Raw genomic sequence first — 25,345 nt, forward strand, 5'->3', positions numbered from 1 at the left:
CGCTTGTCGCGCTTGTCACGCTCCAGATACGTCAGGAACGTGGACCGGCTGTCCAAAGAGGACGCCCCGATCTCGCGCCAACAGAGCGATATGAGCAAAGTGGCGAGATCCCGGCTCAGCGGTGCCTGCGCATCGTAGGTGGCGAGGTCGATCAGCCGGAAGCCAGCCGGATCGACAATCCCGTCGTGCGCGGGTATGAGGACATTGTCTCCGTGCAGGTCCCCGTGTGTCCGGCCCACCAGACAGTCGAGCCCCATCTGTGTCGTGGGCGTGCCCACGTCGAACAGCCGCCACGGGTTGGGCAGCGGCTTTTCCTCGTCCGGCAACTCCAGGAAGGAGGGCGCGAGCAGGCCGCGATCTTGCGCCCAGCCACGTAGCCACCCATCAGCGTGGAAGCTGTCGCCCAGTTCGCGCTTGAGTAACGCAGCCAACGTCGTCGGCTCGCTGTCGTACCACTCACCGGTCCAGCCGAAGAGCATTTCGCCCCAAATGATCTCGCAGGCGTCGGCGAGTTGGTCGAGTTCCACCGTGCCGAGCGGAATGCCGTCGGCCATGGACTGGCCGATGACGAGGGCGCCCTCGGGACACATAACTGGGGGGAAGGCGATTTCAGTGAGGTGCCATCGGCTGAATTTTCGGGGCCGCTGCTGCAGGATCGCAGAATGCTGCTGGCTTTCGTGTATCACACGGCGGCGGTTCACCGGCACCGGAGGGCAGAATTTGATCACGCACGAACGCGGTTTGTACGGCTTCTCGACGTTGGCCAACTGCGCCCTCGCCAACCGAGCCCCGGTGTAGCCGCGCCGCAGTGCCCTGACGCTGTCACTACGGATCTCAAGGCCGTTGTGGAGCAGCGATTCGATGATCGCCGACGCAACGGCAGCGTCCCCGAACTCGCGAGTCAGCTCCTTGAGGACGGTCATGACCGAGGAAACCTCGTTTCCAACTCTTGCATCCTGACTTGGAAATCCTCCTTGTCCTGGTCGTGGTAGCGCCGGAAGTACCAAGTCGGCAGGCGCGGCTGGAGCCGCCGCATCTGATAGAGCGTGTCCTGCACCTGTCGGGCGAATCGGGTCAGCGTGGCCGGTGTGGCGATCACCGGTGACGTCGGGTCGTCGATGACAGCACGTACCAACCCGAGGACGCGCAGTCGCTCCTGAATGCTCGCCATCTGGGTGCGGTACATCTCCAGGCACAGGAGCAGCAGACCGAGCGAAGGAACGAACCACCCGGCAACGAGCCGGCTTACCGTCGCGCCGGATGCGAGGGTGACAAGGACGCCCGCCGTGGACCACAGCACCAGCACGCCGAGCATCAGCTGGGCGAAGCGAAGCCGAATCCGCGATCCCCAGGCCAGGTTCTGTTCCAGGCAGAAGAGCACGTCGTAGGGCGCGGCGGCGTCCACCACAAGGTAGTAACCCCGCAGCCGGTCCTCGCCGCCACGAAAGCGCCGGCTGAGTCGACTCACCTCGTCGTCGCCGATCCGGTTCCCGACCGCCACGTTGTTCCACGGCAGGCCGAGCACATCGACGTCGAACATCTCCTGAAGAGTCGCGGCGATCCGCAGGTACCGCTCGGCCCAGGGTGCCATCACCCCCATGTAGAGCGCGGCCCAGAGAGTGCCGCCGAGGGTGATGACGGTGCCGTACCGCGAACCCGAGCCGGTCAGAAGGCCAGCGACGGCCAAGGCGATCGAGACGCTCAAACTCAGCGTCTGCGCTCGCTGGTTGCGCAGGTGAGCCGCGGCGACGCCTTTGAGTACACGGATGGCCGCGACGCTCTCCTGCCGGTCCGCGATGGGATGGGTGTTCGTCAACGTCCCTCCCGCGAGTAGCAGATCTACGTAGCGAGTTTCACACGTCCGGTAGCCCTGGCGGTACCGTCAGTTGACTCCGATAGCTGACGGTGCGCCCGCCATCGGCCCGCAAATCGCTGCCGACACGGGTCTTCGTGACTGAAGCGGCTGAGGATCTCACGAGCGCTGTCCGTTGCATGTGTTGAGCGTCCGTACTGATCGATGATCGCGTGCAAGTCCATCAGACTGGCGTGCAGGGATGGCCATTCCGGTGAGGTGGTGGCCTGCTGTCTAACCTCCGGGAGGACGGCGCCGCATGCCCGGGTAATAGTGGTCGCCTCACTTCCTGTGAGCACGCTTCCTCCCCTTCAAAGAGCACCTGCTACAGCATTCCGTCGCGCGGAACGGATCGCGGCGACATGATGAGTGAAGTTCCCACCCGGCAGCGGTACTCCGCCGGGACTGTCACTGCCGCCGCCGCGCAGGGCGAAGATGTGACGGTGGTTGAGCGATGCAGCACCCGTGCCGGGACTGCTGCATCGCCCATATCTTGTTGCCATCCGCGCGAATCCCCTGGAGCGGATTCCCCTACGGAAGCCTCAAGTCATACCGTCAGCAGCGCAGGTGGCACTCGTACGCCGCAGCAGGCCCGGTCGGCCGGGTAGCAGGCCCTCGAAGCCTGCTGCCAGCCGTGTGGCGTGTGACCTGAGTGGGTCTGGTGGGCCCTGGCTGACAGGTGCCAGTCTCGCACGAATACCAGCGGTGGAAGCCGCGTGGGGAGGACTCTTGGCCTTCATGCGGCTAATCGTCCACGAGGACGTCCTACGTACAGAGCTGGCGGAGCTGCGTGACGTCGCGAGATCAATACATTCGGCGAGCGAGTACTTGCCCGAGGGGGGTCCCGAACAGACGAAGCTTCGCCTGGCGGTGTACCTGGCCTGGGTCCGTCTGCGAGTTCCGGTGGTGCAGCGGAACACGGTGGTCGTGTTCGCCATCGTGCTTGCTGCATTGTCGATGATTGCTGTGGTTGCGTCGGGAGCAGCAGTGGTTGCCGCATGGGTCGATGTCATGAGTTTCGCCGTCGTCGAATGCGCTGCTATGGGCGTGGGCACAGTCGTCAACCGCCGTCGCGACATCCGGATCGCTCTGCGCTCGCCACGCTCCTTGCTGTGGGGGGCGACGTTCGCCGTCCCGTTCTTGTTTGCGGGTACGGTCCTGCTGCTCATCGCTACGGCCGTGATGGCGTGGGCCGCCGGCGTGCTGTGGGTTCACCTCGCGGCGGACCAACGGCCTGTCGCGGCGGTCGGTGTCCTCTTCGGATACTTCTTGGGTCTGGGAGCGCAGAAGTGGATGTTGGTATGGATCCGCGCCTTCAACCACCGCTACAGGTACGCGGACCGGGAGCGCCCCCTCGACGTCGCGCTGTACCGGCTGTTCTTCATCACTGCCCGCTGTTACCAACTCGCCCCCCGCTGGTGGTATCCACGCGCGTTGCATCAAGCTCGGACGTACCTCGATGACCTCGCGGCGGACCTTCGCCGCGCCTCGGTTGTCCACCGTCGTACCACCCTCGCCGACTGGGCAATACGTCGTCAGGGCTGCCGAGATGGTGCCGCACTCGCCGAGCTGGTAGAGCGCCACAGATTGGCACTCGCCAGAGTGCGAACGCGCAGCGAGTACCTGCGTATCTGTGACTCACTGCTCAGCGGCGTGCACTCCTTGGCCACCGACGACCTGGAAGAACTGCTGGCCCACCAAATGGCCGAGCCCTTCGTGCCGCGCGCGAGCCGCCTGCTACGCCGCTTCATTCCGGCCCTCATCCTCCTGGCCGCCGCGTTCCTAGTCCCTGTGCTGCCCGGTGTGAACGGGCAGACCGGCGAGGGGGTTCGCTGGCTGCTTTTGATGACGGCACTCTTGTCCCTGGTGCCGAGCCACGATCTCACCTCCGGGACGGTCCGCACCGCGTTGGACAGAGCTCTCTTCTCACAGGGCAAGCCGTGATGGCAGTGCGGATCCGGCTGACGGGGTTTCGCCGGAGCTGTGGCGCCGATGCGCGTGCGCGCGGTTTCTGCTTGCAATGCTCGTGAAATGGCTGCGGGAACATCCGAGGCTCCCCGTCAGTGCAGGGCGCCCCGGGGCTTACCCGTCCACGAAGAAGGCGTGCTGGTGCGCACTCGCCGCCGACACTTCAAGGCGTTCGCACGTGCCCGGCTACTGCCTTGATGTGAACGGAAGCCAGTGCCATGCGAGATGACGGAGCCGTACGTGACAGCGTGTAACCGTAGACGGGTGCCATCAGGCTCCGCAGAGCGTGCTGTGGATCAAGTCGGCCAGCAGTGAGTCAGCACGCCACCATCCCGTGCTGGTTCCGTGCTGACTTCGGTCGCCGGGATCATGAAAAACCGCAGGTCCTAGCTCCGATCGAATGAGTTGTCGTACCACTCGATGGTGGTGCCGATGAGGCTGGCGGCGACTATGCGCTTGAGATTCCCGGGTGGTGGGGGAGCGGTTGTTGCGGAGGCCATGTTCGCCACTTCCTCGTGTGCGGTGGGGACGGGTGTGTGTTCGCACACGGTAGGAATCTGCTGGTCAGGGGCACATGTGGTGGGACTACATAGTTCGGGGGCGGGGTGTGCGTGTTGCCCCTATGCCGGTGCTTCGGCGGCCGTCCAGAGGACTTGATTTCATGGCGGAACGGGCAGTGTCCCTGTTGCGTCATTCGGGATGATTTGGCGCTGACGTGCTGGTCCCCGTGCTGGTTCGGTGCTGACCAGAAGCGCACGTCATCACCTTTCTCAACCTCTCCCGTGCTGAGCAGGTGCTGACTACGCTGCGTTGAACCCCGTCATCTGGGGCGGACCGAACAGTCTCGCAGGCGTCCCCGCGCGTGATCGCGTCAGTAGGTAGACCGCAAAGAGGCGACGCGCATGGCGACGTCCACCAGGTCACGCTCCACGACGGCGCCCGATCGGCCAAACGGCACCGGACGATCATCAGCGGTTGCGCCCTTGGCTCGTGCGTGACGCTGCCTTCTTGGGCAGACCCGGCGGGTGCCGGATCAGCGGGCCTTGTGACGCATCTCGCGGGGGCTCACCCCGAAGCGTCGGCGGAAGGCCGTGCTCATGGCGCTGCCCGAGGAGAAGCCGGAGGCGTACGCCAGATCCGTGATCGTCATATGCGTGCAGTCGGCGCACAGGAGACGCTCGCGGGCCAGCCGCAGGCGCTCCTCGCGGATCAGGTCGCGGGGCGTGGTACCCGCGTGCTGGAGCGCGAGCTGGATCTGGCGCAGGGACCAGCCGAGGGCGCGGGCAATGGAGTTGCCCGACAGGTCGGGGTCGGCTGCGTGATCGCGCACGTAGCGGCGGACCACCGCCTCGACCTCCCTCAGATGCCCTGGTGCGTCGGGACGGTCGTCGCCGCAGGCGAGCATGCAGAGCAGTTCGACGACGCGGTCACAGACGGCGTCGAACTGCGGAGCGTCGAGGTGGTCGCGCTCCTCGTTCAGGCTGCGCACCACGGAGTGCACCACGCGACCCAGCCCCTTGGCCAGATCGAGCCCGGTGGCCAGCGGTGCCTTCCGGTTCAGCGGGCCGTCGATGGACTGCGCCGGGATCGACATGATGACACCGCGCAGGGACGCGCCGTGCAGGATCTCGAAGGGCGCACCGAGTGTGATCAAGGTGCCCGTGCCCGGCGTCAGCCGCACCTCCCGGTCGTCCTGCCGCAGCTGCAGCTCACCGGAGAGCGGGAAGAGCAGCCGGTAGTCGGGGTCCGGCACCTGGCGGATCAGGACGGGTGTACGGGCGTACGCGATCTGGTCGCTGTCCCACGTGACGACCTGGTAGGTGTCGCTGCGCTGCCGGACCATCTCACCGCGGAAGACCTCGGCGCGGGTGAACCTGTAGTCCATCCGGGTCTGGTAGGCCGCGACGCGCTCACTCCACAGATCGGTCTGCTCGCGCGCTTCGACCTCGGCGGTCCTCGTCGTCTCCACGACGTAGCTTCCCGTGGGCAACGTATCCCCTCTGCTGTGACGTGTCCCGACGGCCGTGAGAGCAGCCCGGAACTCCCTTGTGTCCGCTGTGTCCGCTGTGTCCGCGAGCTGTCATTTGTGTCCGCGAGCTGTCACTCGGCGCAGACTAGGGACCAGCAATCGGTTTCCGGAACTCGTTCCGGCCTCATTGGCCTACGCCAGGCGCGAGCCCGGCGCGCTCGGCCGGTCCCGCGCACGCGCCTGCGTGCCACGGCAACTTCTCTGCGCGCCCGGACAAGTGGGCCCGCGGATGCGGCACTACCGTCGTGCGCTCGCCGACCCGCCACCTGCTGTGAGGACTTGATGACGGAACGGATACCGGAGGCGGTGTTCTGGTGCCTGGCCGTGGGCCTGTTCGCCGTTGGCGTGCTGATGGTGCGTGAACGCGGCATCACCGCACGCCAGCGCAGACGGAACACCGAACTGAGGGACGGCCTGCGGGCACGGGACGAGGAACTGCGGCACCTCGTCTCGGTGCGGCTGCCGGCCCTGGAGGACACGCCCCACCTGCAGGTCCCGGCCGTCGGCCTGCTCGACGGCCGGCTCGCCGACACGGAGTTCGCGAAATGCCTCGACGGTGTCCTGGAAAGGTTCACCGGCGCGGTCGAGCACGCCCGGTCGCGTGCCGACCAGTCGGCGAAGGCCGCCCTGAAGGCGTCGATGCGCTCCATCCAGGCGCTGGCCAACGAACAGCAGGTGTCCATCGCCGAGATGCAGGACCGGCACGACGACCCCGGCGTGCTGCGGGACCTGCTCGAAATCGACCACGCCAACGCCCAGTTCGGCCGCCGTGCCCAGGCCATCGCCGTGCTGTGCGGCTCATGGCCGGGCCGCCAGCGCGCCACCTCCGCGCTCATCGAGGTCGTACGTGGCGCCACCTCCCGCATCCGTGACTACCGGCGCATCCGCATCAACGGCGAGGTCGACATCGCCGTACGGAGCCGGGCGGTCGAACCGGTGGTGCTCGCGGTCGCCGAACTCCTCGACAACGCGGCACGTCACTCCCAGCCGGGCACGATGGTCGAGGTCACCGTCCAGACGGTGCACAACGGCGCCTGCGTGGTGATCGACGACGCCGGGGTCGGCATGGACGCCCGGGCCGCCGAGCACGCTGCCGAGCTGCTCGCCGGCGCGCACGCGGTGGACATCACCCGGCTCGGCGACCCGCCCCGCTTCGGCTTCGCCGTCATCGGGGCGCTCACCCAGCGCTACGGGTTCAGCGTGTCCGTGGACACGCTCTCTCCGTACGGCGGTGTACGCGCCGTGGTGTTCCTGCCGACCGGCCTACTCACCCACCTGGACGCCGGCATCCAGGCACCCGTGCCGTCCGCCGAACCGTCTTCGCCCACGTCCGCCGCCGCGCCCGCGCCCTCTCCTGCACAGGCGCCCTCGCCCGGCACGGCACCCACCGCCGATCCTTTCGCCCCCGAATCCGTGCCCGGTACCGAACCGGCGGCGGCGACCACCCCGGGAGGCCTGCCCAGACGCCGCCGCCGCAGCGCACGGCAACCGGCCGTGGAGCCCGTACCGGCCGACGAGGTCGGCGGCCGCTCGGCTGAGGAGAACGCCTGGCGCATGGGCGCCTTCGCACGCGGCACCCGCACCGGCCGGGCCGCCCAGCACACCCGTGACGAACACGAAGGGAACAGCCACGAATGACCGGGCCCACCAGCAACGAGCTGGGCTGGATGCTGGACGAGGTGCTGAAGGTCCCGCAGGCACGCCACGCGATCCTGCTCTCCGCCGACGGCATGCTCCGCGCCTTCTCGAAGGACATCGACCGGGACGACGCCGAACGGCTCGCGGCCGGCCTGTCCGGCGTCCAGTCGATCAGCCGCAGCACGGCCGAGTTCTGCGGCACCTCGCACACCCCGTGGCGGCAGACCCTGATCGAGTTCGCGCACGGCTACGTCTTCCTGGTCGCCGCCGGCGAGGGCGCCTACCTCGCGGTCTCCACCGGCGAGGACGTCGACATGGAGGCGGTCAGCTACCGCATGCACAAGCTCGTCGACCGGCTCGGCAAGGAGCTGACCAGCCCCGCCCGGCAGGACACCGGCAGCCCGGAATGACGTCCCGGCGCCGCCCCGCAGACCGGCTGGTGCGGTCGTACGTCGTCACGGACGGCCGCGCCCACCCCACCCGCAACACCCTGGACCTCGTCACCCTGCTGATCGCGACCGGCGATCTGCCGCTGACCGGTCTCAACCCGGAAAAGCGCAGGCTCATGGAGCTGTGCCGGCCCGGAGCCCTGTCCGTCGCCGAGGTGGCCGGCCATCTGTCGCTGCCGGTGGGCGTGGCCAAAGTGCTGATCGCCGACCTGATGGACAGCGGCCACATCGTCACCCGCGCGCCGATTCCCGCCGCTCGGCCGACCGACGCCCGAATCCTCCAGGAGGTGCTCGATGGACTCCGCGCCCGCCTCTGACGACGTCTACCTGCGACCCAGCGTCCAGACCGGGGCCAAGCTGCTGATCGTGGGCCACTTCGCGGTCGGCAAGACCACGTTCGTCGGCACGCTCTCCGAGATCCGTCCCCTGCGCACCGAGGAGGTCATGACCGAGGCCGGCGCCCTCGTCGACGACCTGGCCGGTACGCGGGACAAGACGACCACCACGGTCGCCCTCGACTTCGGCCGGCTCACCCTCAACGACCGCCTGGTGCTCTACCTCTTCGGAACCCCGGGCCAGCAGCGCTTCACCCGGCTGTGGCAGGACATGACACGGGGCGCCCTCGGCGCGCTCGTCCTCGCCGACACCCGCCGCCTCAGCCAGTCCTTCGAGGTCATGGGCGTCCTGGAGGAGCACGGACTGCCGTACGCGGTCGCCCTCAACCAGTTCCACGGCGCTCCCGCGTACGAGCTCGAGGAAGTGCGCGAGGCCCTCGACCTGCTGCCCGAGACACCCCTCGTCCGCTGCGACGCCCGCGACCGGGTCTCGTCCACGCGGGCTCTCATCGATCTCGTCGAGTACCTCCTGACCCTTTCCCACACTCGGCCTCGCCCGGGCGGCGGGACCCCCGATGGCCACCTGGAGCACGCGTGACCTCCGCATCCCCCGTACCGTCCTTCCCGCCGCCGGGCTGCCCCGCGCACGAGTCCCTGTACGGGCCCGAGTTCGCTGCCGACCCGGCGGCCGTGTACCGGCGGCTGCGCGAGGCCGGCCCGATCGCGCCGGTCGAGCTGGCGCCCGGCGTGCGGGCCTCGCTCGTCGTCGGATACGACGCCGCCCTGCACGTCCTGCGCAGCACCGAGACGTTCTCCAAGGACCCCCGCCGCTGGAACGACCTGGCGGACGGCACCGTCCCCCTGGACAGCCCGGTCGTGCCGATGATGATGTACCGGCCGAACGCGCTGTGGACCGACGGCGCGGAACACCGCAGACTGCGTGGGGCGATCACGGACAGCCTGGCGCGGGTCGCCCCCGCCACCCTGCGCGGCCATGTCGAGGCGAGCGCGGACACGCTCATCGACCGCATCGCCCCGGCCGGGCGGGCCGATCTGCTCGGCGAATACGCCCAGGTGCTTCCCCTGCTGGTGTTCAACCGTCTGTTCGGCTGCCCGGACGAGTACGGAGAGCGGCTGGTGCAGGGAATGTCCGGGATCTTCGACGGAGTGGATGCCGAGAAGGCGAACGAACTGCTCGCGACGACGCTGCTGGACCTCGTCGTGCTGAAGCGCCGGCAGCCCGGGCCGGATGTGACGTCCTGGCTCATGGACCATCCCGCAGGTCTCACCGACGAGGAGATGGTGCACACACTCGTCCTGCTCATGGGCGCGGGCACCGAGCCCCAGCAGAACCTGATCGCCAACAGCCTGCGGCTGCTGCTCTCCGACGACCGGTTCGCGGGCAGCCTCTCGGGCGGCAGTCTGCCGGTGGAGGACGCCCTCGACGAGGTGCTGTGGACCGACCCGCCCATGGCCAACTACGCCGTGCACTACCCGATCCACGACGTCGTGTACGAAGGGGTGGCGCTGCGGGCGGGGCATCCGCTCGTGGTCAGTCTCGCTGCGGCGAACACCGACCCGTCCCTGACGGTGACTCAGCGTGCGGGCAACCGCGCCCACTTGGCGTGGAGCGCGGGCCCGCACAACTGCCCGGCGCAGAGTCCGGCCCGGCTGATCGCGGCGGTGGCCGTGGAGAAGCTGCTCGACCGGCTTCCCGACGTCGAACTGGCCGTGCCCGTCGGGGAATTGACCTGGCGGCCGGGTCCCTTCCACCGTGCGCTGGCTGCGCTGCCGGTCAGGTTCCCGCCGTCCACCGTCACCCCGCTCACCGTCGGTGAAGAGCTGCCCGTCGAGCGGTCCGCGCCGACGCCCCAGCCGTCGGCGGTGCCGGAGGGCGGACGCGTGCGGCACGGATGGGCCGCGCGACTGCTGGCGTGGTGGCGTGGCGAGTGATCAGGCGAGGCGCACCGGAAGGGAGCGGTGACCGTTCGAGATGAAGGAGTCGACCGGCTCCAACTCGTCCTTGGACACGGCGAGCCGGAGTCCGGGGAAGCGGTCGAAGAGCGCCCGCAGCGCGATGTGGGCCTCTAGCCGACCCAGCGGAGCACCCAGGCAGAAGTGCACGCCGTGCCCGAAGGACAGGTGCTCCTTGTCGATGCGGGTGACGTCGAAACGGTCGGCGTCCTCGCCGTACTTCCCGGGGTGACGCCCGGCGGCCGCGTACGCGGCGAGGATGGCCTCGCCCTTGCCGATCACCATCTCGTCCGGGCCGTCGAACTCGCTCATCTCGAGGTCCTCGACGGCGTACCGCAGCGGCAGGCTGGCGACGGGCGCCTCCACGCGCAGTGCCTCCTCGACCACGTCCTCCCACAGGACGCGGCCGGAGCGGACATGGGCGAGCTGGTCCGGATGGGTCAGCAGGAGATGGATGGCGTTGTCCATCAGGTTGACCGTGGTCTCATGGCCGGCGCTGATCATGAGCACCAGGGTGTCGAGCAGTTCCTGCTCGCTCAGCCCGGTGTCGCCGTCGTCGCGGGCCGCGATGAGCGCCGAGGTCAGGTCGTCGCCCGGCGACCGCCGCTTGAGGGCGACGAGTTCGCCCAGCGCCGCGTAGAACCGCGCGTAGTTGTCGGTGACTTCCTCAGGGGTGGCGGAGGTGTGGAAGACGCCGTCCACGACGGCCCGTAGCTCCGCACCCTGTTCCTCGGGCAGGCCGAGGAGTTCGCTGATCACCTGAATCGGCAGCGGATAGCAGAACTCCTCGCGCAGATCGACGACTTGGCCCCGCTGCCCGGCCGTCTCGATGCGGTCCAGGAGGGTCGCGGCGATCTCTTCGATACGAGGCCGCAGTGCCGCGGTACGGCGTGCGGTGAAGGCCTTGGAGACCAGGGCACGCAGCCGTTTGTGCTCGCCTCCGTAGGCGGTGAACATGTTCTGCACCGCGACCCAGGTGAACAGCGGCCATTCCGGGGCGATCTCGCCGTTGATCCACTGAGTCCAGTGCCGGCGCGGGTCCTTGGAGACGCGTGGGTCGGTGAGCAGGCGCTTGAGGAGGTCGGGGCTGCTGACGGCCCAGACCTGGACGCCGTCGGGCAGTTCGACGGGGGTCACCGGTCCGCGCTCGCGGATCCGGGCGGCCTCGCCGTGGATGTCGCGGCCGGTCGGGTCGATCACTAAGGGGCGGGGGTGTCCCATGGAAGTCTCCCTGGAGCTCGCACACCAATACGACCAGTAAAGCTACTTGGACGTAGCGTGTCCGGGCCACAGTGGTCGGGGCGCGCTGCGCACGGGGACAACTTCTCTGCGCCCGGAGGCAAGTCGGCGGTGCGCTTGCGCCCTACGGTCGGGGCGTCGGATCGGAAAGCCGGTGAGGGCGATGGCAGTCGGCAGACCCCCGTGGTGGATGCAACCGTGCAGTGTCGAGGTGCGGACCGTGGCGGCGGGGGGCTGGTGGGACGCCGTACGCGTGCCGCTCGACCTCGGGATCGACGTACTGAGGCACCTCGGCGACGAGACGGGGGCCGTGATCAGGGACGGCTTCGGCGGGCGCCTGTACTGGCTGATTCCTCCCGGATCCGCAGCCGACTGGGACCTCCCGCAGGTGCGTGTCCTCGGGCGGGGCAGCCACGTCGTGATCCCGCCGCTGCACCGCGTCCTGAGTCCGGGTCTGTGCTGGCAGATCCCTCCGTCACGCGACCGTGAGTGGACGCACACACCCCGCCTGCACTCCGCCCTCCGCGTGGCCCTCCGGGCGTAGGTCCGGTGGCGGCGAACGGGACGCGATACTGCTCGGTGCTCTCGGTGCTCTCGGTGCTCTCGGTGCTCTCGGGGCCGCTCGGCACCAGAAGGTCGTGGGGCGACTGCGGCGGCCTGCTCGATGGCGGCCATCAGGTCGGTGTCGGGGCGACAGGACTCCAGACAGGCGCGGTTGGTGTCCCCGGCCCTCAGTATTGAATCCGAATCCGGATTCAAGTACGTTCCGGGCATGGACAACACCACCGCCGGCACGGCCTGGAACCTGCTCGTCCGCCGCGACGACCTGTCTACCGCGGAGCTGGCCGACGCCCCCGTCCCGCAGGTGCGGGAGGGTGAGGCTCTGCTGCGCGTCGACCGGGTCGGCCTGACCGCCAACAACGTCACCTACGCCGCGCTCGGCGACTCGTTCCGTTACTGGGAGTTCTTCCCCGCGCCCCGGGCCGGCTGGGGCATCGTGCCCCTCTGGGGCTTCGCCGAAGTCATCGCCTCCCGGGTCGGGGGCATCGAGACCGGCAGTCGCTATTACGGCTACTACCCGTCCGCGAGCCACCTGCTGGTCCGCCCCGACCGGGTCGACGAGCGCGGCTTCCGCGAGGCCGGCCCCCATCGCGTGCCGCTGCCCAGGCCCTACAACGCCTACGCCCTCACCACCGGCGACCTCGCCTACGAGGCCGGCCGGGAGGACCTGCACGTTCTGTACCGCCCGCTGTTCTGGACCTCGTTCATGCTGGCCGACTGGCTCGTCGACAACGCCTGGCTGGGTGCGAAGACCGTGGTTCTGTCCTCCGCCTCGAGCAAGACCGCCTACGGCGCCGCCCATCTGCTCCAGGGGCAGGGCTGCGAGGTGGTCGGCCTGACCTCCCCGCGCAATCTGGCTTTCACCGAGGGCCTCGGCTGCTACGACCGGGTACTGACCTACGAGGACGTTTCCCGACTGCCGCAGACGCAGACGCTGTACGCCGACTTCGCGGGCGACGAGCAGTTGTCCGCCCGGCTGGGCGCCCACCTGGGTGACTCGTTGGTGCACGAGGTGGTCGTCGGCATCACCAACCAGGAACCCGCGCCCGCCGGCACCCTTGCGGAGACGGGGCCGGGCATGTTCTTCGCCCCCGACCAGATGCGCAAGCGCATCGGCGACTGGGGGCGGGAAGGGCTGGACCACCGTTTCGCCGAGGCGTGGAAGGAGTTCCTGCCCGTGGCCGAGGGATGGGTCGACATCGTGCGCAGCGCCGGCCCGCAGAGCCTCGAGCGGGTCTGGCACGAGGTCCAGTCGGGTCGGACCTCGCCGCGCATCGGCCACGTCATCACCCCGTAGCCGTAGTAGCAATGCCCTCATCGTGGGAGCCGCGTTGACGCGGCGCGGGCTCCGCGATCCGCTCGCTTCATTGCATGTGGCGCACGTCACTACTCAGGACATACCTACTGGTCGGTATCCTCGCTGTGGAGCCGTGAACGACAGGAGACGTGATGTCTGCGACCAACCGCCAGATCCGTCTGGCAGCCCGCCCCGTCGGCGAAGTGAAACCCGAGGACTGGCAACACCGTTCCGTGCCCGTCGAGGACCCTGGCCCGGGCCGCTTCGCGGGCCGGACGCGAGTCGTCTCCCTCGACCCGGCCATGCGCGGCTGGCTGGACGACCGTCCCTCCTACCTCCCGCCGGTCGGCATCGGTGAGGTGATGCGTGCCGGGTCGGTCGTCGAGGTCACCGCCTCGAACCACCCCGACTACCGGCCGGGTGATCACGTGGTCGGCACGTTCGGTGTCCAGGAGCACGTGGTCTCCGACGGCAAGGGGGCGATGAAGATCGACACCTCTCTCGCCCCGCCCTCCACCTATCTCGGCGCACTGGGCATGCCCGGCATGACCGCCTACTTCGGCCTCCTCGACGTCGGGGCGCTGAAGGACGGCGAGACCGTCGTGGTGTCCGGGGCGGCCGGCGCGGTCGGCACCATGGTGGGGCAGATCGCGAAGGCCAAGGGCTGCCGGGTCGTGGGCATCGCCGGAGGACCGGAGAAGTGCGCGCTGCTCACCGGCGAACTGGGTTTCCACGCGGCGATCGACTACCGCGCGGAGGACGTGAGGAAGGCACTGCGCCGGGAGGCTCCCGACGGCATCGACGTCTATTTCGACAACGTCGGAGGGGACATCCTCGACGCCGCCCTGACCCGGCTGGCGATGCACGCGCGCGTCGTGGTCTGCGGCGCGATCAGCCAGTACAACAACGCCACCCCGGTCAAGGGCCCCTCCAACTATCTGACGCTGCTGGTGCGTCGGGCCCGCATGGAGGGCTTCGTCGTCTTCGACTACGCCCAGCAGTACGCCAAGGCCGCCCAGGAGATCTCCGCCTGGATCGCGGACGGCCGTATCAAGGTCAAGGAACACGTGGTGAGGGGTACCGTGGACGACTTCCCCGAGACGCTGCAGATGCTCTTCCGCGGCGAGAACGTCGGCAAGCTCGTGCTGGAGCTGGTGTGACCGCCGCCGAGGCCCTTCGAGGAGGGCAGGCGGACGGCGCCGCACTCGCAGGCAAGGTGGCGATCGTGACCGGAGGTGCCGGCGGACTCGGCCGGGCCATGGCACTCGCGCTGGCGGAGGCCGGGGCACGGGTGGTCGTCGCGGACCTCGACGCGCGGGGCGGCCGAGAGGTGGCCGACCTGATCGACGGTGCCTTCCGCGCCTGTGACGTCTCCGACCTCGAGGCCAACCGCGCGCTGGTGGACTTCGCCCAGGAGCAGTACGGCGGGGTCGACATCGCGCTGCTCAACGCGGGCGTGGCGACCGGATGCGGCGTCGGCGACGACTTCGATCCGGCGCGCTACCGCCGGGCGATGGGCGCCAACCTCGACGGCGTGGTCTACGGCACCCACGCGGTGCTGCCGGCGCTGCGAGCCCGCGGCGGAGGGGCGATCGTGGCGACCTCCTCGCTCGCCGGACTGGCGGCGGTACCGCTCGACCCCCTGTACGCGGCCAACAAGCACGCGGTCGTCGGACTCGCACGCTCCCTCGGACCGGCTCTCGCCCCGGACAATGTGCGCTTCAACGCGGTCTGCCCGGGGTTCGCCGAATCGCGCATCATCGACCCGCTGCGCGACATGCTTTCCGAGCAGGGCCTGCCCGTCATCCCGGCCGAGGTCGTGGCGGACACGGTGCTGCGGATCGTCACCGGCGACGGTGCGGGGGAGTGCTGGTTCGTCCAGGCGGGCCGCGAACCGGAACCGTTCCGCTTCCGCACCGTCCCCGGCCCGGGGAAGCCGGCCGCCGTCTGAGGGGGGGCTCAGGCTGGTCGGCCACGGTGCCGGGCCGGTGCGAGCCCTGCTCCAGCAGTCGCACCGGACACGAAGGATCACGGTCACGGGCCACTGCTCAGGGGGCGCTGGGCCAGATCGAGATGACCAGTTCGGCGGACGCCCGGCCGGACGCGGCGTTCCGGGAGGCGAAGTACCCGGCGCGGCCGCTCGGGACCGAGGTCCGTGTACCGTCGCCGTCCCTCGGGGGCGAAGCAGATCATCGCGTGCAGGGGCTCAAGGCGGCGCCAGGCCGCCCGCGCCGTCTTCACGGATCACCTTCAGGGAGTCGACGAACCTTGTGGTGTTCGCTGCGGTTCAGTACTCGCCTCGCCGTGCGTTCGCAGATGCTCGAGCACCAGGCGGCTCAGTGTTTCGGGCGCTGCCTCCGGGATCCAGTGGCTGACGCCCTGGAGGGTCTCGAACCGGTACGGCCCCTTGACCCACTGTCCGGTCTCCCTCGCGGCCGCCGGGCCGAACGCGCTGTCCTCCGTGCTCCAGACGTACAGGGTGGGCAGGTCGATGACGCCGATCGCGCTGTCGGGGCGGCCGGCCCGGTACCAGTTCAGCGCCGCCGTGAGAGCGCCCGGCCGGGACAGGTGCCGTACGTAGGCCTCGGCGCTGTCCTGCGGGACCTTCCCGGCGTAGAAGCCGCGTAGCTCTTGGGCGTCGTGGGCCAGCATGCGCTCTTCGGTCGCGGGTGTGTCGCGCCAGTCGATCATGTAGCGCGAGCGTGCCCGCTGATCCTGATCGGTGCGCAGGGTGGTGGCCAGCGCGCCGGGGTGCGGGGTCGAGACGACCGTCAGGGTGCGCACGCGGCCGGGGTGGGCGTGCGCGGTCCACCAGGCCACCGCACCGCCCCAGTCGTGGCCGACCAGGTCGAACGCCGACCAGCCCAGTTCCTCGGTGATCGCGACCACGTCGTCGACGAGAAGGCCCATGCGGTAGTCCTCGGGCCGCCGAGGGCGGGCTCCGGGGGAGTAGCCACGTTGGTCGGGTGCCACCGCCCGATAGCCGTGGGCGGCCAACGCCTCGATCTGCTCCCGCCACACCGCTCCGGTCTGTGGGAAGCCGTGCAGCAGCAGTACCGGGCGGCCTTCGGGCGGGCCCGAGACGATCGCGTCGAAGACGCCCGCAGCGGTGGAGATCTTCAGCTCGGTCACCATCCCTCTCCTCGTACCGACTGGTCGGTAGCCTCCAGTCAGGGAGGGGGCATGTCAAGGCCCCGGGAGGCGGGAACGTGGTTGAACATGACGCCGACTTCAACTATAACCGGGTCGGGAGGAGAACCGGACCGACAGGAAGCAGTGAGGCGACATGAGGGAAGCAGTCATCGTTTCGACGGCGCGGACGCCGATCGGAAAGGCCTACCGTGGCGCGTTCAACGACACCCAGGCACAGGAACTCGCCGCGCATGCTCTCTCGCACGCGGTACGGCGCGCCGGGCTCGACGGAGGAGAGGTCGAGGACGTCGTCTTCGGCTGTGCCGTGCAGCAGGGGTCCGCGGGATTCAACGTCGCGCGACAGGCCGCCCTCCGCGCCGGACTTCCCGACACCGCGTCAGGGATGACCATCGACCGGCAGTGCTCGTCGGGCCTGATGGCCATCGCGACGGCCGCCAAGCAGATCGTCACGGACGGCATGCAGGTCGCTGTCGGTGGCGGCGTCGAGTCGATCTCCCTGGTGCAGAACGACCACATGAACACCCACCGCATGACCGATCCCTGGCTGGCCGAGCACAAGCCGGGCATCTACCTGCCGATGCTGCAGACGGCGGAGATCGTCGCCGAACGCTACGCCGTGAGCCGGGAACGCCAGGACGAGTTCGCGCTGCTGTCGCAGCAGCGCACCGCGGCGGCCCAGCAGGCCGGCCGGTTCGACCAGGAGATCGTCCCGCTCTCCGGTGTCAAGAAGGTCCTCGACAAGCAGTCCGGGGCAGTGCGCGACGAGGAGATCACCCTGACCCGGGACGAGGGCAACCGCGCCTCGACGACCCTCGACGGGCTGGCCGGGCTGACGCCGGTGCTGCCCGACGGTCAGGTGAGCGCGCACTCCAGCGTGACGGCGGGAAACTCCTCGCAGCTGTCGGACGGGGCTTCGGCGTCGGTGCTGATGGAGTCGAAGGAGGCCGAGCGCCGCGGGCTGGAACCGCTGGGCGTCTACCGGGGGACGACCGTCGCCGGCTGCGCACCGGACGAGATGGGCATCGGCCCGGTGTTCGCCATCCCGAAGCTGCTGAAGCAGCACAACCTCACCATCGACGACATCGGCCTGTGGGAACTCAACGAGGCGTTCGCCTCCCAGGCCCTGTACTGCCGCGACGAGCTCAAGATCGACCCGGAGCGGTTCAACGTCAACGGCGGCGCGATCTCGGTCGGCCATCCCTACGGAATGACCGGCGCCCGCCTGGTGGGGCATGCCCTCATCGAGGGCAAGCGCCGCGGTGTCCGGTACGTCGTGATCTCGATGTGCGTCGGCGGCGGAATGGGCGCGGCCGGACTGTTCGAGGTCGTCTGATGGAGCGGGAGAAGGACCGGACCGCGGTCCTGGTGGACTTCGGCGGGGTCATCACCTCCAGTGTGCTGCGGGCTTTCACCGACTTCGGCGCCTCCCTCGGCGGTGACCCGCGTCTGCCGCTGGATCTCCTCGCCCGGGACCAGCCCTCACGCACCCTCCTGGCCGACCACGAGTGCGGACGTATCGACGCCGAGGCGTTCGAGCGCGGATTCGCCGAACGTCTCCGCGCCCACGGCGCCGACGTCCCGGCCCAGGGGCTCACGGCGCGGATGCAAGCGGGCATGTCGATCGACCAGGACATGCTCGCGCTGCTGGCTGGTCTTCGAGCCGCCGGCTGTCCCGTCGCGCTGGTGTCCAACTCGTTCGGAACCGGGACCTACGACGGCGTCGACCTCGCCACCGTCGCCGATGTCGTCGTCATCTCCTCCGCGGTCGGCATCCGCAAGCCTTCCCGACGGATCTACGCGATCGCATGTGAGCGCCTCGGTGTCGCGCCCGAGGAGGCGGTCATGATCGACGATCTGCAGCAGAACCTCGACGGAGCGGCGCGGATCGGTATCGGGGGAGTGCTGCACACCAGTGCCGCCGACACCCGCCGTCAACTCGCCGAACGCTTCCGTATCACCACCTGACCGATCGGCGCATCAAGCGCAGTGAGGTGCGTCATCCGGCCGCCCCGGCAGCGGACTTGACGAGCAGGCCGGGCCAGCTCAACCGATCGGCGAGGGCGAGACCCGCACCGACACCGGCTCACACCCCGGGAAGGCATCACTCATGACCAGCGTCTTCGATCCTGTGCGCCGTCACGCGGCCGCCATCCCCGACAACATCGCCTTCGTCGACGCGCTGCCCGAGGGCCCGACGGGGAAGATCCTCAAGCGGGCCGTCGACCGTAGCGCTCTGACCGGTGACACCGCGCTCGGCGATGTCGCCGCCGGCCGCCCGTGAGCCTCGGAGGCCCGGGAGAGCAGCCGGCCCTTCCTGCCCCTTGGGGGTTTGTGACTATGGCGTCGGATTCAAGTAAGGTCCCGGAGATGGACACCACCGCGCCCGAGGAGACCGACAGCGAGAAGGCACCGCCGGTGGCGCCCTTCTCGCAACTGCGCGAGCCGCCCACGACGCAGCGCGGGGCGCGGACACGGGCCGCCTTGGTGAAGGCCGCGCGCAAGGTGTTCGAACGGGACGGCTACCTCGACGCCCGCCTGACCGACATCACCAAAGAGGCTCGGTGCGCCGCGGGATCCTTCTACACCTACTTCTCCAACAAGGAAGAGGTGCTCGCCGCCGTCCTCCTGGAGGCGCAGGAGGACATGATGCACCCCGGCACGGGCCGGGTGGAGGGCACCGACGATCCCTATGCGGTACTGGAAGCGAGCAACCGTGCCTATCTCGCGGCATACAGGCGGAACGCGAAGCTGATGGCACTGCTGGAGCAGGTGGCCCAAGTGGAGCCGGAGTTCCGTGAGTTCCGAAGGCGACGCGGGGACGCGTTCATCCGCCGTAACGCCCGCGGTATCGCCGACCTGCAGGCGCGGGGCGTCGCAGACCGTGAGGTCGATCCGATGATGGCGTCCCGGGCGCTGTCGGGCATGGTCAGCGTCATGGCCTACAACGCCTTCGTGCGCAGTGAAGGGCAGGAAGAAGAAGGCACGCCGGTGGACTTCGAGGAGCTCGTGGCCACGGTCACCCGGCTCTGGGCGAACGCTCTCCGGTTCCCCGGCCACCGCTGATCCGTCTGTCTCGTAGCCGCTCATTCCCCTGGGGCTGGGCGGCTTTCTTCATGGGGTCCCGTGGCGGCAGCTATTGAACTTGACGTCGGATTCAACTATACAGGTCGGACGCATCCAGTGGAGGCGGCGGCGCCGGCCATCCCGGAAGCACCGTCAGCACCGGCGCGGACATGTCGGACACCACCTGGTCCCCACCGGCAGCGTGGTCGATGCCGCCGCCGCGTACGGCACCGATCTGGCGACGCGCTGCTCCCCGGCCTCCATGGCCACCGTCAAGAGCCAACTGAGCAACGACGCGGACGGCAGCTACGCCGATTCCGTGACCCGGGCGGAGGGCCTCATGTTCCAGGCCTTCCGCGGGTCCGGCGTCGTCGAAGGCGTGGCCGGTCACCTGGACAAGCGCCCGCCCAACTTTCCCTCCCTACCCGTCAGGAGTTCGGATGTCCCTGTTTGAGATGTCGGACCGCGCCAAGAAGTACCGGGCGGATCTGCTCGAGTTCATGGATGAGCGCGTCTACCCCGCCGAGGCGGTGTACGACGAGCAGATGCGCGCGTCGGGCGACCCGCACTTCCACCCGCCGGTCCTCGAAGAGCTCAAGGCGGAGGCACGCAGGCGTGGGCTGTGGAACCTGTTCCACCCGCACCCCGAGTGGGGCCCCGGTCTGACGAACCTCGAGTACGCGCCGCTGGCGGAGATCATGGGCCGCAGCCACATCGCCTCCGAGGCGTGCAACTGCAACGCGCCCGACACCGGCAACATGGAGGTGCTCACGCTGTTCGGCACCGACGAGCACAAGGAGAAGTACCTCAAGCCCTTGCTCGACGGGACGATGGCCTCGGCCTTCGCCATGACCGAGCCGCGTGTCGCCAGCTCCGACGCCACCAACATCGAGCTGCGGATGGAGCGCGACGGCGACGCCTACGTGCTCAACGGACGCAAGTGGTTCGCCTCGAACGCGATGCACAAGAACTGCAAGGTGCTCATCGTGATGGGCAAGACCGACCCCACGGCGGCCCCCCATCGCCAGCAGTCGATGATGGTCGTCCCGATCGACGCCCCCGGCGTCACCGTGGTCCGCAACCTCCCGGTGTTCGGCTACGCGGACCGCGAGGGCCATGCGGAGATCGTCTTCGAGAACGTCCGGGTGCCGGCCAAGGACCTCCTCAAGGGCGAGGGCGAGGGTTTCGCGATCAGCCAGGCCCGGCTCGGGCCCGGTCGTATCCACCACTGCATGCGGGCCATCGGCGCGGCCGAGCGGGCGCTGGAACTGATGTGCCGGCGCGCACAGTCTCGGGTGACGTTCGGCAGCCCGGTCGCCGAACGGTCCAACATCCAGGACTGGATCGCGGAAGCGCGGATCGACATCGAGATGATCCGCCTGCTCACGCTCAAGGCCGCGTACCTGATGGACACGGTCGGGAACAAGGAGGCGCGCACCGAGATCGCGGCCATCAAGGTGGCCGCCCCCGACATCGCGTTGAAGATCATCGACCGCGCGATCCAAGTGCACGGGGGAGCGGGAGTGACCGACGACTTCCCCTTGGCGATGATGTACGCGCACCTGCGGACGCTGCGGCTGGCGGACGGACCCGACGAGGTCCACAAGCGGGCCATCGCCAAGCAGGAACTGCGCCAGTACCGCGACGCGACGGCGGCGGTGAGCTGAGATGACAGGACTCGATCTCACCGGCCGCACCGCCGTCGTCACCGGAGCCTCACGCGGCATCGGGCTGGCCATCGCCCAGTCCATCGCCGCAGCCGGCGCGAACGTCGTCCTCACCTCCCGCTCCCAGGAGGCGGCCGACGCCGCCGCGGCCCAGGTCAAGGGCACAGCGCTCGGCGTCGGGGCGCACGCGGTGGACGAAGAGGCGGCCCGGCGCTGTACGGAGCTGACACTCGAACGCTTCGGCAGCCTGGACATCCTCGTCAACAACGCGGGGACCAACCCGGCCTTCGGGCCGGTCATCGACCAGGACCACGGCCGGTTCGCGAAGACCTTCGACGTGAACCTGTGGGCTCCCGTCCTGTGGACGTCCCTGGCCACCCGGGCCTGGATGGGCGAGCACGGCGGGGCGGTCGTCAACACCGCGTCGGTGGGCGGCATGGCCTCCGAGGCGAACATCGGGCTGTACAACGCCTCCAAGGCCGCGCTGATCCATCTCACGAAGCAGCTGGCCCTGGAGCTCTCTCCGAAGGTCCGCGTCAACGCGGTGGCCCCCGGTGTGGTGCGCACGAAGCTGGCCGAGGCACTGTGGAAGGAACATGAGGAGGAGGTGTCCGCCTCGGTGGCGCTGGGCCGCATCGGGGAGCCCGCCGACATCGCCTCCGCGGTCACCTTCCTCGTCTCGGACGCCGCGAGCTGGATCACCGGCGAGACGATGGTCATCGACGGCGGACAACTCCTCGGTGACGCACTCCCGTTCAGGCAGAGAGCGGGCATCGGTGTCTAGTGCGGACATCGGCGGAATCGACGCCGGGGCGGTGAGCCGCTGGTTCGACACCCTCGGCGTCGACTTCGACGGGCCCTTGACCTTCGAACGGATCGGGCTGGGCCAGTCGAATCTGACGTATCTCGTACGGGACCGGGCGGGCCGCAGGCGGGTGCTGCGGCGCCCGCCGCTGGGTCGCCTGTTGGCGTCGGCGCACGACGTGGCCCGCGAAGCGCGCATTCTCACCGCCCTGGAAGGCACCGCCGTCCCGACCCCGCGGGTGCTCGGGCTGACCGAAGACCCCGCCGTCACCGACGTCCCGCTGCTGCTCATGGAGTTCGTGGACGGCCAGGTCGTTGACAGGATGACGATCGCACGGTCGTTGACGCCCGAACGCCGCCGGGCGATCGGGATGTCGTTGCCGCGGACGCTGGCGAAGATCCACTCGGTCGACCTCCAGGAGACCGGGCTGACCGGTCTGTCCGGCCACAAGCCGTATGCGCAGCGTCAGCTCAAGCGGTGGTCGGCCCAGTGGGAGAGGTCCAGGACCCGCGAGCTGCCCGCCCTGGACGACCTCACCCGGCGCCTTGTCGCGGCAGCCCCGGAGCAGCACGAACTGACGCTCGTGCACGGCGACTTCCATCTGCGCAACGTCATCACCTCCTACGGCACCGGAGAGGTGACCGCGGTGCTCGACTGGGAACTGTCGACGCTGGGGGAGCCGCTGGCGGACCTGGGCAGCCTGCTGGCCTACTGGCCGGCCGAGGGCGAGAAGACCTCGGGCGACTTCGCCGCGACCGCTCTCGACGGCTTCCCGAACCGCGAGGAACTCGTGGCGGCCTACTCGGCGTCGTCGGGACGCGACCTGACGGCGCTGGGCTACTGGCACGCGATGGGCCTGTGGAAGGTCGCGATCATCGCCGAGGGTGTGATGCGCCGTGCGATGGACGAACCGCGGAACAAGGCCGCGTCCGGGACTCCCACCGCTGAGCGCATCGACGCGCTGGTGGCGAAGGGCAACGAGGTCGCGGACACGGCAGGCATCTGACCCTTTCGTCCGCCCACGGGACCGGGAACTGAGGCAAACGGACCGGAGCTGTGAGGAGGCGAGCAGCCCTCGTATCGACGGCGCGTACGCCGATCGCAGAGGCGTGCGTCGTTCGGCGGCATGGGCGCGGCGGCGCTGACCGGGGTGTCGTGAACCCCGTCGCACTGGTCGACGCCTGCGGAAAAGACCGTGGTGGTGACCGGCGGTTCACACGGAAACGGGCTGATGATCGCGCACGGTTTCGTGGCGGCCGGGGCGTCAACGGCCGCTGTCGCCCTGGCGGTCCCAGCCGGGCGGTGCCGACAAATGGATCAGGATGCCGCACACCTCGTCCACGATCTCCCGCGCCTCCGTCTCGTCCCCGCAGTCGCCCAGTTCGCGTGCGGCTCCTCCGATGACGGTGGTCAGCACGCTCACCCGGACCCGGCCGGCGCGTTGCCGCTCGTCCACCTTCAACAGCCGGGCGTTGCGCCGTACCCACGCGCGGTCCCACTGGCGCCGCAGCGCGTCGAAGCCCGCCGGGGCGTCGTCGTCCACGAGGAGTGCGCCGAGCCGTCGGTTGTCCCAGATGCCCTCCAGATACGCCGTGGCTCCCGCCACGAAAAGGGCGATGGGGTCGTCCACGCCACGGCCGCGCTCGGCGGCCAGCATGGCCGCGGTCCGGCGCTCCTGCTCCTCCCGGAACTCCTCCCAGAGCGCGAGATAGAGCCCCCGCTTTCCGCCGTAGTGCTGGAACAGGGTGCCCACCGGGATGCCGGAGCGCACCGCGATCTCGCTGAGGCCCGCGTCGGTGTAACCGCGCTCGGTGAACACCTGCAGCGCGGCGTCCAGCAGTGCACGCCGCACGGTTCGGTCCTGGCCGCCGCAGCCCTCGGACGGGCCCGACTTCCCCTGCTGTTCCGGCAGTTGGCGTGCCGTCTCGGTCCCAGCGGATTCGACGATGCCGCTCACTGGCTGTCCTCACCTTCCCCGGCCCCGTCGCGGATGGCGAGGGCGACCAGCAGCTCCAGGAGGTCGGCGATCCGGCGCGGATTGCGGCCGGAACGTTCCTCGATCCGGCGCAACCGGTAGTGCGCCGTGTTGTGGTGGATCCGCAGCCGGTCGGCGGCCAGCCGCAGGTTGAGATCCGCTTCCGCGAAGGCCCGTATGGTGGCGGCCAGCGTGTCGCCACGCCTGCGGTCCTCCTCCAGCAGCGCCCGCACCCGGCAATCGACCAGCTGGCGGGCGAGATCGTCGGCGCGCAGCGCCAGATAGTCGAACGGGGACAGCCGCGGCAGCGCCGCCACCCCGCCCCCGCTCGGCACCAGGTCGAGGGCGGCCCGCGCTTCCGCGTAGGCGCGCGGCAGCTCGGCAGCGCCCTGGGCGACGGTGCTGATGCCCATGGAGAGCCTGGTTCCGGATCGCGCGAGCCGCCCCTGCACGGCCGCGAAGTGGGCGCAGATGTCCTCCGCGTTCATGCCGGCCCGGACCACGGGCACGGTCACCACCTCGCCGTGGCGCGCGACGACCAGGGTTCTGCCGGCCCAGGGCCCGGCGACGCTGATCGACGCGCTGGTCGCGTACCCGTGCTCGGCCGAGGTGACGTCCCCGGTGCCGTCGCCGCACACGGCGACCACCGCCATCATCGGCGAGCGCGGTCCGATGCCGTACGCCTGCGCCGCCGCGAACAGCGGACCGCGCGCCGGTGCCACACCCGCCAGCAGCTGGTCCAGGAGATCCCGGCGCTCGCGGTCCGCGTCCGCCACCACGTGCTGCTGGTACTCGACGTAGGCCTGCGCGGCATGGGTGCTGGCGAAGTCGACGTAACGCATCAGCGGGGTGATGAGGGACAGTGCGGCCTGCTGGCCCTCGGCGGAGGTGCCCGCACAGTCCAGCAGCGCGTCCCACAGCACCTGCCGGCCCACCCGGAAGGCACTGATCCAGTCCTCCAGGGCGAACCCCGCCCGGGCCCTGCGCATCGCCGCCGCGCGGCTGAACACCAGGTCCTCGGGCGCGATGTCCCGGTCGCCGGCCAGCGCCGCCAACTGCATCCGGTAGTGCTCGAGCACCTGCTCGCGGACGTCGTCGAAGAACCGCTCGTCCTGCAGCGCGTACGAGGGGATCTCCGTGCGCATCACCTCGACGGCGGCCTCCGCCACCTCCTCGATCCGGTCGTGGACGGTGTGCAGGATCCGCCGCCGCTCCCGGCGGAGCGGTTCGGAGAGTCGGGGGGTACCCGGAGCGGGACCGCGGGGCATGGCGCCGATCGTCGCCGCCCGACTCGTGCTCCGTCAACAGGCTCGGAGTGAGACATCGGCGGACACCTGTGC

Annotated in this window: 25 protein-coding genes; 18 read left to right on the forward strand and 7 right to left on the reverse strand. The window is 69.4% G+C overall.

Going from position 1 to position 25,345, the window contains the following annotated elements; all coding sequences use genetic code 11:
- Together AC3ETA_RS13415 and AC3ETA_RS13420 are read right to left on the reverse strand one after the other, a co-directional pair.
- On the reverse strand, positions 1 to 923 hold a 923-nt coding region (locus tag AC3ETA_RS13415; protein WP_432193090.1), incomplete at its 3' end, for a hypothetical protein.
- The gene (locus AC3ETA_RS13420; RefSeq protein WP_432193091.1) at positions 920 to 1,816 is read right to left on the reverse strand and encodes an S-4TM family putative pore-forming effector; all 897 of its coding nucleotides are present in this window, start codon (positions 1,814 to 1,816) and stop codon (positions 920 to 922) included. The genes AC3ETA_RS13420 and AC3ETA_RS13415, both read right to left, overlap by 4 nt.
- Before the next feature lie 765 nt (positions 1,817 to 2,581).
- On the opposite strand from AC3ETA_RS13420, the gene AC3ETA_RS13425 reads away from it, so the two are divergent.
- Entirely contained in the window at positions 2,582 to 3,796 is a 1,215-nt protein-coding gene (locus AC3ETA_RS13425; protein ID WP_432193092.1) for a hypothetical protein, read from the forward strand.
- 1,057 nt (positions 3,797 to 4,853) lie between these two features.
- Here AC3ETA_RS13425 and AC3ETA_RS13430 read toward each other — a convergent pair.
- Positions 4,854 to 5,810 carry an AraC-like ligand-binding domain-containing protein gene (locus AC3ETA_RS13430; protein WP_432193093.1) on the reverse strand — a complete coding sequence of 319 codons (957 nt, stop codon included), beginning with the start codon at positions 5,808 to 5,810 and terminating at the stop codon, positions 4,854 to 4,856.
- A 321-nt stretch (positions 5,811 to 6,131) separates the two neighbouring features.
- On the opposite strand from AC3ETA_RS13430, the gene AC3ETA_RS13435 reads away from it, so the two are divergent.
- Genes AC3ETA_RS13435 through AC3ETA_RS13455 form a run of 5 tightly spaced genes read left to right on the forward strand, consistent with a single transcriptional unit; the run spans position 6,132 to position 10,224 of the window.
- On the forward strand, positions 6,132 to 7,487 hold the full coding sequence (locus AC3ETA_RS13435) for an ATP-binding protein (RefSeq protein WP_432193094.1): 1,356 nt from the start codon (positions 6,132 to 6,134) through the stop codon (positions 7,485 to 7,487).
- Positions 7,484 to 7,897 (forward strand): roadblock/LC7 domain-containing protein, encoded by a 414-nt coding sequence (locus AC3ETA_RS13440; RefSeq protein WP_432193095.1) that lies wholly within the window; start codon positions 7,484 to 7,486, stop codon positions 7,895 to 7,897. Before AC3ETA_RS13435 ends, AC3ETA_RS13440 begins: the two co-directional genes overlap by 4 nt.
- The gene (locus AC3ETA_RS13445) at positions 7,894 to 8,253 is read left to right on the forward strand and encodes a DUF742 domain-containing protein (protein ID WP_432193096.1); all 360 of its coding nucleotides are present in this window, start codon (positions 7,894 to 7,896) and stop codon (positions 8,251 to 8,253) included. The genes AC3ETA_RS13440 and AC3ETA_RS13445 overlap by 4 nt, the downstream gene beginning before the upstream one ends.
- A complete protein-coding gene (locus AC3ETA_RS13450; protein ID WP_432193097.1) occupies positions 8,231 to 8,869 on the forward strand; it encodes a GTP-binding protein in 639 nt (212 codons plus the stop codon). Before AC3ETA_RS13445 ends, AC3ETA_RS13450 begins: the two co-directional genes overlap by 23 nt.
- Positions 8,866 to 10,224 (forward strand): cytochrome P450, encoded by a 1,359-nt coding sequence (locus AC3ETA_RS13455; protein ID WP_432193098.1) that lies wholly within the window; start codon positions 8,866 to 8,868, stop codon positions 10,222 to 10,224. Before AC3ETA_RS13450 ends, AC3ETA_RS13455 begins: the two co-directional genes overlap by 4 nt.
- Here AC3ETA_RS13455 and AC3ETA_RS13460 read toward each other — a convergent pair whose 3' ends face one another.
- Complete coding sequence (locus tag AC3ETA_RS13460; RefSeq protein WP_432193099.1) at positions 10,225 to 11,466, reverse strand: cytochrome P450 family protein; 1,242 nt, start codon at positions 11,464 to 11,466, stop codon at positions 10,225 to 10,227. It abuts the gene before it with no gap.
- Between the two features lie 238 nt (positions 11,467 to 11,704).
- On the opposite strand from AC3ETA_RS13460, the gene AC3ETA_RS13465 reads away from it, so the two are divergent.
- From AC3ETA_RS13465 to AC3ETA_RS13480, 4 genes are all read left to right on the forward strand, one after another.
- Positions 11,705 to 12,028, forward strand: coding sequence for a hypothetical protein (locus AC3ETA_RS13465; protein ID WP_432193100.1), 324 nt, complete (start codon positions 11,705 to 11,707; stop codon positions 12,026 to 12,028).
- A 228-nt stretch (positions 12,029 to 12,256) separates the two neighbouring features.
- A complete protein-coding gene (locus AC3ETA_RS13470; RefSeq protein WP_432193101.1) occupies positions 12,257 to 13,342 on the forward strand; it encodes a DUF2855 family protein in 1,086 nt (361 codons plus the stop codon).
- Between the two features lie 152 nt (positions 13,343 to 13,494).
- Entirely contained in the window at positions 13,495 to 14,502 is a 1,008-nt protein-coding gene (locus AC3ETA_RS13475) for an NADP-dependent oxidoreductase (RefSeq protein ID WP_432193102.1), read from the forward strand.
- Positions 14,499 to 15,293: an SDR family NAD(P)-dependent oxidoreductase gene (locus tag AC3ETA_RS13480; protein WP_432193103.1), complete on the forward strand. Its 795-nt coding sequence runs from the start codon at positions 14,499 to 14,501 to the stop codon at positions 15,291 to 15,293. Before AC3ETA_RS13475 ends, AC3ETA_RS13480 begins: the two co-directional genes overlap by 4 nt.
- A 299-nt stretch (positions 15,294 to 15,592) precedes the next feature.
- Here AC3ETA_RS13480 and AC3ETA_RS13485 read toward each other — a convergent pair whose 3' ends face one another.
- Positions 15,593 to 16,477 carry an alpha/beta fold hydrolase gene (locus tag AC3ETA_RS13485; protein ID WP_432193104.1) on the reverse strand — a complete coding sequence of 295 codons (885 nt, stop codon included), beginning with the start codon at positions 16,475 to 16,477 and terminating at the stop codon, positions 15,593 to 15,595.
- A gap of 151 nt (positions 16,478 to 16,628) precedes the next feature.
- Here AC3ETA_RS13485 and AC3ETA_RS13490 point away from each other — a divergent pair, with 151 nt between their 5' ends.
- From AC3ETA_RS13490 to AC3ETA_RS13525, 8 genes are all read left to right on the forward strand, one after another.
- Positions 16,629 to 17,828, forward strand: a complete 1,200-nt coding sequence (locus AC3ETA_RS13490) for an acetyl-CoA C-acyltransferase (protein WP_432193105.1) — start codon at positions 16,629 to 16,631, stop codon at positions 17,826 to 17,828.
- Positions 17,828 to 18,460, forward strand: a complete 633-nt coding sequence (locus AC3ETA_RS13495; protein WP_432193106.1) for an HAD-IA family hydrolase — start codon at positions 17,828 to 17,830, stop codon at positions 18,458 to 18,460. The genes AC3ETA_RS13490 and AC3ETA_RS13495 overlap by 1 nt, the downstream gene beginning before the upstream one ends.
- Before the next feature lie 142 nt (positions 18,461 to 18,602).
- The gene (locus AC3ETA_RS13500) at positions 18,603 to 18,776 is read left to right on the forward strand and encodes a hypothetical protein (RefSeq protein WP_432193107.1); all 174 of its coding nucleotides are present in this window, start codon (positions 18,603 to 18,605) and stop codon (positions 18,774 to 18,776) included.
- Between the two features lie 86 nt (positions 18,777 to 18,862).
- Positions 18,863 to 19,558, forward strand: a complete 696-nt coding sequence (locus tag AC3ETA_RS13505) for a TetR/AcrR family transcriptional regulator (protein ID WP_432193108.1) — start codon at positions 18,863 to 18,865, stop codon at positions 19,556 to 19,558.
- 202 nt (positions 19,559 to 19,760) lie between these two features.
- Complete coding sequence (locus tag AC3ETA_RS13510) at positions 19,761 to 20,012, forward strand: Clp protease/crotonase-like domain-containing protein (protein WP_432193109.1); 252 nt, start codon at positions 19,761 to 19,763, stop codon at positions 20,010 to 20,012.
- Complete coding sequence (locus AC3ETA_RS13515) at positions 19,999 to 21,225, forward strand: acyl-CoA dehydrogenase family protein (protein WP_432193110.1); 1,227 nt, start codon at positions 19,999 to 20,001, stop codon at positions 21,223 to 21,225. Before AC3ETA_RS13510 ends, AC3ETA_RS13515 begins: the two co-directional genes overlap by 14 nt.
- Before the next feature lies 1 nt (position 21,226).
- Positions 21,227 to 22,009 carry an SDR family oxidoreductase gene (locus AC3ETA_RS13520; RefSeq protein WP_432193111.1) on the forward strand — a complete coding sequence of 261 codons (783 nt, stop codon included), beginning with the start codon at positions 21,227 to 21,229 and terminating at the stop codon, positions 22,007 to 22,009.
- Entirely contained in the window at positions 22,002 to 23,036 is a 1,035-nt protein-coding gene (locus tag AC3ETA_RS13525; protein ID WP_432193112.1) for a phosphotransferase family protein, read from the forward strand. The genes AC3ETA_RS13520 and AC3ETA_RS13525 overlap by 8 nt, the downstream gene beginning before the upstream one ends.
- A 258-nt stretch (positions 23,037 to 23,294) precedes the next feature.
- On the opposite strand, the gene AC3ETA_RS13530 is transcribed toward AC3ETA_RS13525, so the two are convergent.
- Complete coding sequence (locus tag AC3ETA_RS13530) at positions 23,295 to 23,987, reverse strand: TetR/AcrR family transcriptional regulator (RefSeq protein ID WP_432193113.1); 693 nt, start codon at positions 23,985 to 23,987, stop codon at positions 23,295 to 23,297.
- Positions 23,984 to 25,273: a PucR family transcriptional regulator gene (locus tag AC3ETA_RS13535; protein WP_432193114.1), complete on the reverse strand. Its 1,290-nt coding sequence runs from the start codon at positions 25,271 to 25,273 to the stop codon at positions 23,984 to 23,986. Before AC3ETA_RS13535 ends, AC3ETA_RS13530 begins: the two co-directional genes overlap by 4 nt.
- Positions 25,274 to 25,345 lie beyond the last annotated feature (72 nt).

Source organism: Streptomyces sp. bgisy027, assembly GCF_057710365.1.